Origin of the sequence: Caldicoprobacter sp., assembly GCF_047459465.1 — a bacterium.
In the GTDB taxonomy this organism is placed as follows: domain Bacteria; phylum Bacillota; class Clostridia; order Caldicoprobacterales; family Caldicoprobacteraceae; genus Caldicoprobacter.
Genome location: NZ_VSCO01000105.1, coordinates 1 through 6,352 on the forward strand (window position 1 = coordinate 1; position 6,352 = coordinate 6,352).

Below are 6,352 nucleotides of genomic sequence, written 5' to 3' on the forward strand. Positions count from 1 at the left end.
ATCAATAGGGTATTCTTATTATTTCCATTCTATTGCCCCTTCGCTTTATATGATAAATCCCTGTTATCGGGTATCTGTACCTTTCATACATCAGCATGATTTCATGCATTAAGCCTATTGGGAATCTGATGGATAGACCACAGCCCACCGATATCTCTCTAGGGGTCGACATCAGCTGGACAGGATAGCCGGACGCTTTTAACATATCGTTCAAGTGAATGGCATGTTGTCTCGATCTTAAAGCTATAAGCCCGTATTCCTCTATATAGTTCATAATTTCACCCCTTATCGACAACAAAAAATATTTTAAAAGACAATAAAAGCCCGTGGTAAAGCCACACAGGCCCAATGAAAACTTCATAATATAAATATATTCTCCTATGCCCGATGGCGAAACGCCAGATATAATAAAATTAAAAAAGCAGGAGCCCAACCACGAATGCTCCTGCTTGAACCCTACATAACAAGTCATGATTACATCTTTTGTGGATTATACAACTTCGCCCTTCCACATCATATAGCCTGCAAAAACTTATACTGCGCCCTATACAGGTTATAGTACACTCCCCGCTTTTTGAGAAGCTCCTCATGATTGCCACACTCTATTATCCTGCCGTGGTCAATCACCATGATGCGATCGGCATTGCGTATGGTGGACAACCTGTGAGCTATCACAAACGAAGTTCTCCCTTTGAGAAGCTCCTTAAGCCCTTCCTGGATCAACATCTCGGTGCGAGTATCTACGCTGGATGTGGCCTCATCCAGGATAAGTATCTTGGGGTCTGCCAGCAGCGCCCGGGCAAAGGAGATAAGCTGCTTTTGCCCCTGCGACAGGCGTGAACCCCTCTCCTGTACCTGGGTATAATACCCATGCTCCATATCCTTTATAAACTCGTGAGCACGGACTATCTTGGCTGCCTCTATCACTTCTTCATCGGTAGCGTCCAATCGCCCGTACCGGATATTATCCATTATAGTCCCCGAGAAGATGAAGGGCTCCTGAAGCATTATCCCCATTTGTTTTCGCAGCGAATACAGCGTCACATCGCGAACGTCCACCCCGTCTATAAGGACGCGGCCCTCTACAGCATCATAAAACCGGCTAATCAAGCTGACTATGGTGGTCTTGCCCGCACCCGTAGGGCCCACCAGCGCAATGGTTTCACCCGGCCTTACCGTAAAGCTGACATCTTCCAATACCGGCTTTTCGGGCTCATAATAGAACGTGACGTGCTCAAATCGGACTTCACCCTTAATAGGAGGAAGCTCTATGGCTCCTTCCTTATCGGTGATATCGGGCTGTATATCCAGCATCTCAAATATGCGTTCGGTTGAAGCCATAGCCATAAGCACCGAGTTATAGAAATTACACAGGTTATTGAGCGGCTGCCAGAACCGCCACACATATCCCGTAAAGGACACTAGGATACCAACCGTGACGGTACCCTGATCCAGGAACTTCATGCCAAACCAGTAAATCAAGAATGTACCTATAGCGGCTACCCATTCAATGGAAGGCCAAAACAGGTTGTTTACCCTTATGGCGCTCATCCAGGATGAGTATATATCTTGGCTCAGCTGGCGGTAAACCCGCCGAGTCTCAGGTTCCCGTACAAAAGCCTGGATTACTCGCATGCCCGCAAGGCTTTCGTGGAGATAGGCGTTCATGTTGGAGCTCTTTTTGCGCACTGTCTGCCATCTGACCCTTATCTCCTTTTTAAGCAGTATTATGACCAAAGCCATCAGCGGCACCGTAATCAGCGATATCAGCGCCAGCCTGAAGTGTATGGAAAACATGAAAATCAGCGCTACAATCAGGGTAAAGACATCGATCACAACGTTTATAATCCCGTTGGTCAAAAGGTCGCTCAATGAATTTACATCATTGATGATGCGCACCAGTATTTTACCGGCAGGCCTGCTGTCATAAAAGGTAAACGACAGCTTTTGTATGTGGTTGAACAGGTCTTGCCGCAGTTTGAAGAGAACCTCCTGCCCCACCACCACCATAATCCTGACCCGCTTGCGCACACACACCATGCTTATGAAATTAACCCCAAGGTAGATGAGGGCGATGAAAACCAGGCCAAGGTAGTTGCCCTGCACCATATAATCGTCAATGGCTATCTGAAGGATGAGTGGCCCCAGAAGGCCACATACTGATGCTATGATCATCAGCAATAGAGTAATTAGCAGCTGCTTGGTATAGGGCTTCATATAGCTCAACAGCCGCTTGAACTGTTCCATATTAAACGGCTTTTCGAGCACCTCATCTTCAATTATTCTCTGCCTTAACATTGGCTCACCACCTGCCTCTTTGGTTGAAATTCCTCAAGGTCCCCGTACTGTTGTCTGTACAGTTCATAATACCTGCCTTTCTTGGCCAGCAGCTCTTCATGGGTACCTCTCTCGACAATTTTCCCATTCTCCAGGAATATTATTTCATCAGCGTTACGCACCGAAGAAATACGATGGGCTATGATAAAGGTGGTGCGCCCCTTCATAACCTTCTGCAGAGCCTGCTGTATCTGATATTCGGTTTCCATATCCACAGCCGAGGTACAGTCATCCATAATGAGGATTTTGGGATTCTTGAGAATAGCCCTGGCAATGGCAATCCTCTGCTTCTGACCACCTGACAGCCCCACGCCCCGCTCCCCGATAATGGTGTCATAGCCCTGGGGCATCTCCATGATGAAGTCATGAGCCCCAGCAATCTTGGCAGCCTCAATCACTTCTTCCTTGGTAGCATTGGGGTTGCCGTAGAGTATATTCCCCTCAATGGTATCGGAAAACAGGAATACATCCTGCATTACGATACCTATCTGGCTTCTTAGGGCGCTCAGCTTCCAATCGCGCACGTCAACTCCGTCTACCAATATCCTGCCTGTAGTTACATCGTAGAACCTAGCAATCAAATTTATTATAGAAGTTTTGCCGGCCCCCGTAGCCCCCATGATGCCTATGGTCTTTCCGGCTGGGGCGTTTATGTTTATGTTAAAGAGCACAGGCTGTTCTTTATAACAAAAGGAGACATTCTCAAAGACCACATCCCCCCGAAACTCGCTTGGGCAATACGCATCTTCCTTCTCCTTAATGGCTGACCCGGTATCCAGCACATTAAAAACCCTTTTGCCAGCAATTATGGCCTGGCTTATGACGTTGACGATCCAGCCCAGCATCCTGACGGGGGAAATCAGCATCCATAGATATCCGTTGAACGCCACAACGGTTCCAAGCGAAATCTCACCTGAAGCAACCATCCATCCACCGAAGCCTATTAACGCTACCGCACAAAAGCCGCTTAAAAACTCAATGAGCGGAAAATACTTGGACCATATAAAGCCGGCCTTTATGTTTTTTTCCATATTGAGCCGATTTTCCTTCTTAAACTTCTCTATTTCATATTCTTCCCTCGCAAAAGCCTTTACTACGCGCACCCCTGCGATGTTCTCCTGAGCTGCCGTGCTGAGACTAGCCTGCTGCTCCCGTATTTCGCTGTAAGCAGGCCTGATCTCCTTGTTCATCTTAAAAGCCATCCACCCGATCAAGGGCAAAATCGCCAGAGTAACCAGCGCCAGCTTAACGTTCATGGAGAATAGCACAATCGTGGTACCGATGAAATAGGTGGCATTCTCCAGTAAAAGGGGCAATCCTACCACCAATAACATCCTTATGCCCTCAATATCCCCAGTCATCCTGGACATGAGCTCACCTATGCGATTGTCATCGTAAAATGAAAACGACAGCTCCTGAAGATGGGTATACATGGCATTGCGCAGGTCATACAGGCACTTTTGTGACACGTCCTCAAATAAGTAGGACCTGGTATACGATAAGAGCCCTCTGCACGCTGCACATACAAGAATTGCCAGCAAAATTGGCACCAGAAGGGAGCGCTTGCCGCCTCGTATGACATCATCGACCAGTATTTTGGAAAGATAAGGCGTTACCATGTTTAAACCGATAACCAGCAATAAAAAAACGGTAGCAGCAAAAAGTCGCCACCTATATTTCCAGACATAGCCCATTATTCGTTTTAAAACGTCCAAATAAAACTACCCCCACTTCTTATTCATGATTTAAAAGCACCTGCCTTTCAAGGCTCCCCGGCCATTTTACGGCTATCTCTTTACCGTTATATTTTCACCCTATCATCTTTTGTCGAGAAGGGCCTTCAGATGTTGTGACATGAACAAGGGCCTGAAAAGCAAAGTGCCTGAAAGATGAAATTGTCAAAAGTCTCTATTATATTAAATGACTTTTTCTTAGCCGTCAACAAATACAAATCATAGTAATCTACCGTATATCATTTTATATTCCCATTTATTGCTATTTCACGCATTTACCCATAAGTTATAGCTATTTTCTCTCTTTTCCTCATAAAATTAACATATTCAAAATCAATTTAAGCATTCTTTACGGCATTGACCACCGCCCTGGCAATGGCCTCAGCTGCTGCCGTGCCAATGACGGTAACATCACCCTCTATTTGGCCGGTGGACAGAGCAAAGATGGTATCGCCATCCAGCATGGTATGTACAGGCCTTATGGTCAGCGCCAGCCCGTCATGAGCCATAGAAGCCACCTTGTTGGCCTGCTCTTTGGTAAGGTAAGCATTGGTAGCCACCACACCAACTGTGGTGTTACCAAACGTTGCATCTTTTGTGGCATTGCCTTTTAACATAAATCTCCATGTATTTATGAATTCGCCCGTTTTTGGATCCCGAGCGCCCGCTAATATTCTCCCGGTTTGAGGATCAACCACATCTCCTAAGGCATTTACCACCACTATGGCCCCTACCACAATGCCTCCGGGCAATCTAATGCTGGAGGTGCCAACCCCTCCCTTCATACAGCCCTCCATCCCCAGTATTTTGCCAACGGTAGCTCCCGTCCCTGCGCCCACGCTGCCCTGAGGCACATGGCCTGTGCTGGCATTCAAACACGCCTCATAGCCCATCCTCTCGTCGGGTCGAACGCGCCAATCTCCATACCCCAAATCAAATATCACGGCACCGGCTACAATGGGCACCTTGGCCACACCTGTATCAAATCCTATTCCCTGCTCTTCCAAGTACCTCATCACGCCACCTGCTGCAGCCAATCCGAAAGCGCTGCCGCCGCATAATACCACAGCATGGACCTTCTCTACCAGATTCATGGGTCGCATAAGGTCGGTCTCCCTGGTACCGGGCGCCGAGCCTCGAACATCCACGCCGCCTACCGCCCCTCCCCTGCTTATGACTACGGTACAGCCCGTTTTAGCGTGAAAATCCTGCGCATGTCCCACTTCAATGCCGGGCACGTCGGTGATTTTCCCATCATACATAGCTGCTTTCCCCCCTTATGGATACATCTCCCGCCAGTATTGTTTCCAGGCGGCCGTCGTCCAGCCGAAGTATCAAAGAACCATCCTCACCAAATCCCTCGGCATACCCTGAAAGTTCACTGCCAATACCAATTACCCGAACTCGCTTCCCCAATATGACCGAATGCGCCTCATACTCCTTTAAAAGCTCGGTAAATCTATCATTGTTCAACCTTTGTAAATAGCTTTTTTCCATCTCTTGCAGTATGGCCCTTATTATGTCCACACGGCAAAATTCCTTGTCCTTCTCTATTTTCAACGAGGTGGCCAAATCCTTTATACCATCGGGCAAATCCTCCTGCGAAAAATTGACATTTAACCCTATCCCAACAACAGCATAGTGTATAACCTGGGGTTCGGCATGCACCTCGTTCAAAATGCCGCACAGCTTTTTCCCTCCGCATACTATGTCATTGGGCCATTTGATGCCCACCTCAATCTGAGCTGAACGCTTCAAGGCATTGGCTACTGCAACGGCAGTCATGATGGTTATCCTCGAGGCCTGCTGTGGAAACAGCCGAGGCCTCAATACCACTGACATCCATATGCCCTTGCCGGGCGGCGATATCCAGCTGCGCCCTAACCGCCCTCGCCCTTGTACCTGTTCATCGGCAATGACCACCGTCCCCTCGGGTGCTCCATTCAATGCCAGCTCCTTAGCCCGCGCATTGGTAGAGCCTATGGAAGAATGTATCTCCATTTTTCTTCCGAAAACTGAAGTATCGAGCCCACGAAGGAGTAACGCATCGTCCAGAATATCCGGGACCTGCCTTAAGCAGTATCCCTTTTTAGTAGACGATTCTATCGGATATCCTTGGCTCTGCAATAGCTTTATGTATTTCCATACGGCAGCCCGGGTTATACCCAGCTGCCTGCTTATGTCCTCACCTGAAACGAAGTGCCCCAAATTATCCAGCAAAATGTTAAGCACTACATCTCTCATTGCAACCCACCTTCTTCTCTACAAAAAGGCGTTAAGCT

Annotated in this window: 5 protein-coding genes; all 5 read right to left on the bottom strand. The window is 47.7% G+C overall.

All coding sequences use genetic code 11. The features are described from left to right. Position 1: 1 nt before the first annotated feature. The 5 genes from FWJ59_RS07115 to FWJ59_RS07135 all read right to left on the bottom strand — a co-directional run bounded on the left by FWJ59_RS07115 (position 2) and on the right by FWJ59_RS07135 (position 6,314). The gene (locus FWJ59_RS07115) at positions 2 to 274 is read right to left on the bottom strand and encodes a DUF3343 domain-containing protein (RefSeq protein WP_414481258.1); all 273 of its coding nucleotides are present in this window, start codon (positions 272 to 274) and stop codon (positions 2 to 4) included. Positions 275 to 513: 239 nt separating this feature from the next. Further along, a complete protein-coding gene (locus tag FWJ59_RS07120; protein WP_414481259.1) occupies positions 514 to 2,298 on the bottom strand; it encodes an ABC transporter ATP-binding protein in 1,785 nt (594 codons plus the stop codon). Next, complete coding sequence (locus FWJ59_RS07125) at positions 2,292 to 4,052, bottom strand: ABC transporter ATP-binding protein (RefSeq protein ID WP_414481260.1); 1,761 nt, start codon at positions 4,050 to 4,052, stop codon at positions 2,292 to 2,294. The genes FWJ59_RS07120 and FWJ59_RS07125 overlap by 7 nt, the downstream gene beginning before the upstream one ends. 356 nt (positions 4,053 to 4,408) lie before the next feature. Continuing rightward, positions 4,409 to 5,332, bottom strand: coding sequence for a P1 family peptidase (locus tag FWJ59_RS07130; RefSeq protein WP_414481261.1), 924 nt, complete (start codon positions 5,330 to 5,332; stop codon positions 4,409 to 4,411). Beyond that, positions 5,325 to 6,314, bottom strand: a complete 990-nt coding sequence (locus FWJ59_RS07135) for a biotin--[acetyl-CoA-carboxylase] ligase (RefSeq protein ID WP_414481262.1) — start codon at positions 6,312 to 6,314, stop codon at positions 5,325 to 5,327. Before FWJ59_RS07135 ends, FWJ59_RS07130 begins: the two co-directional genes overlap by 8 nt. Positions 6,315 to 6,352: the final 38 nt, after the last annotated feature.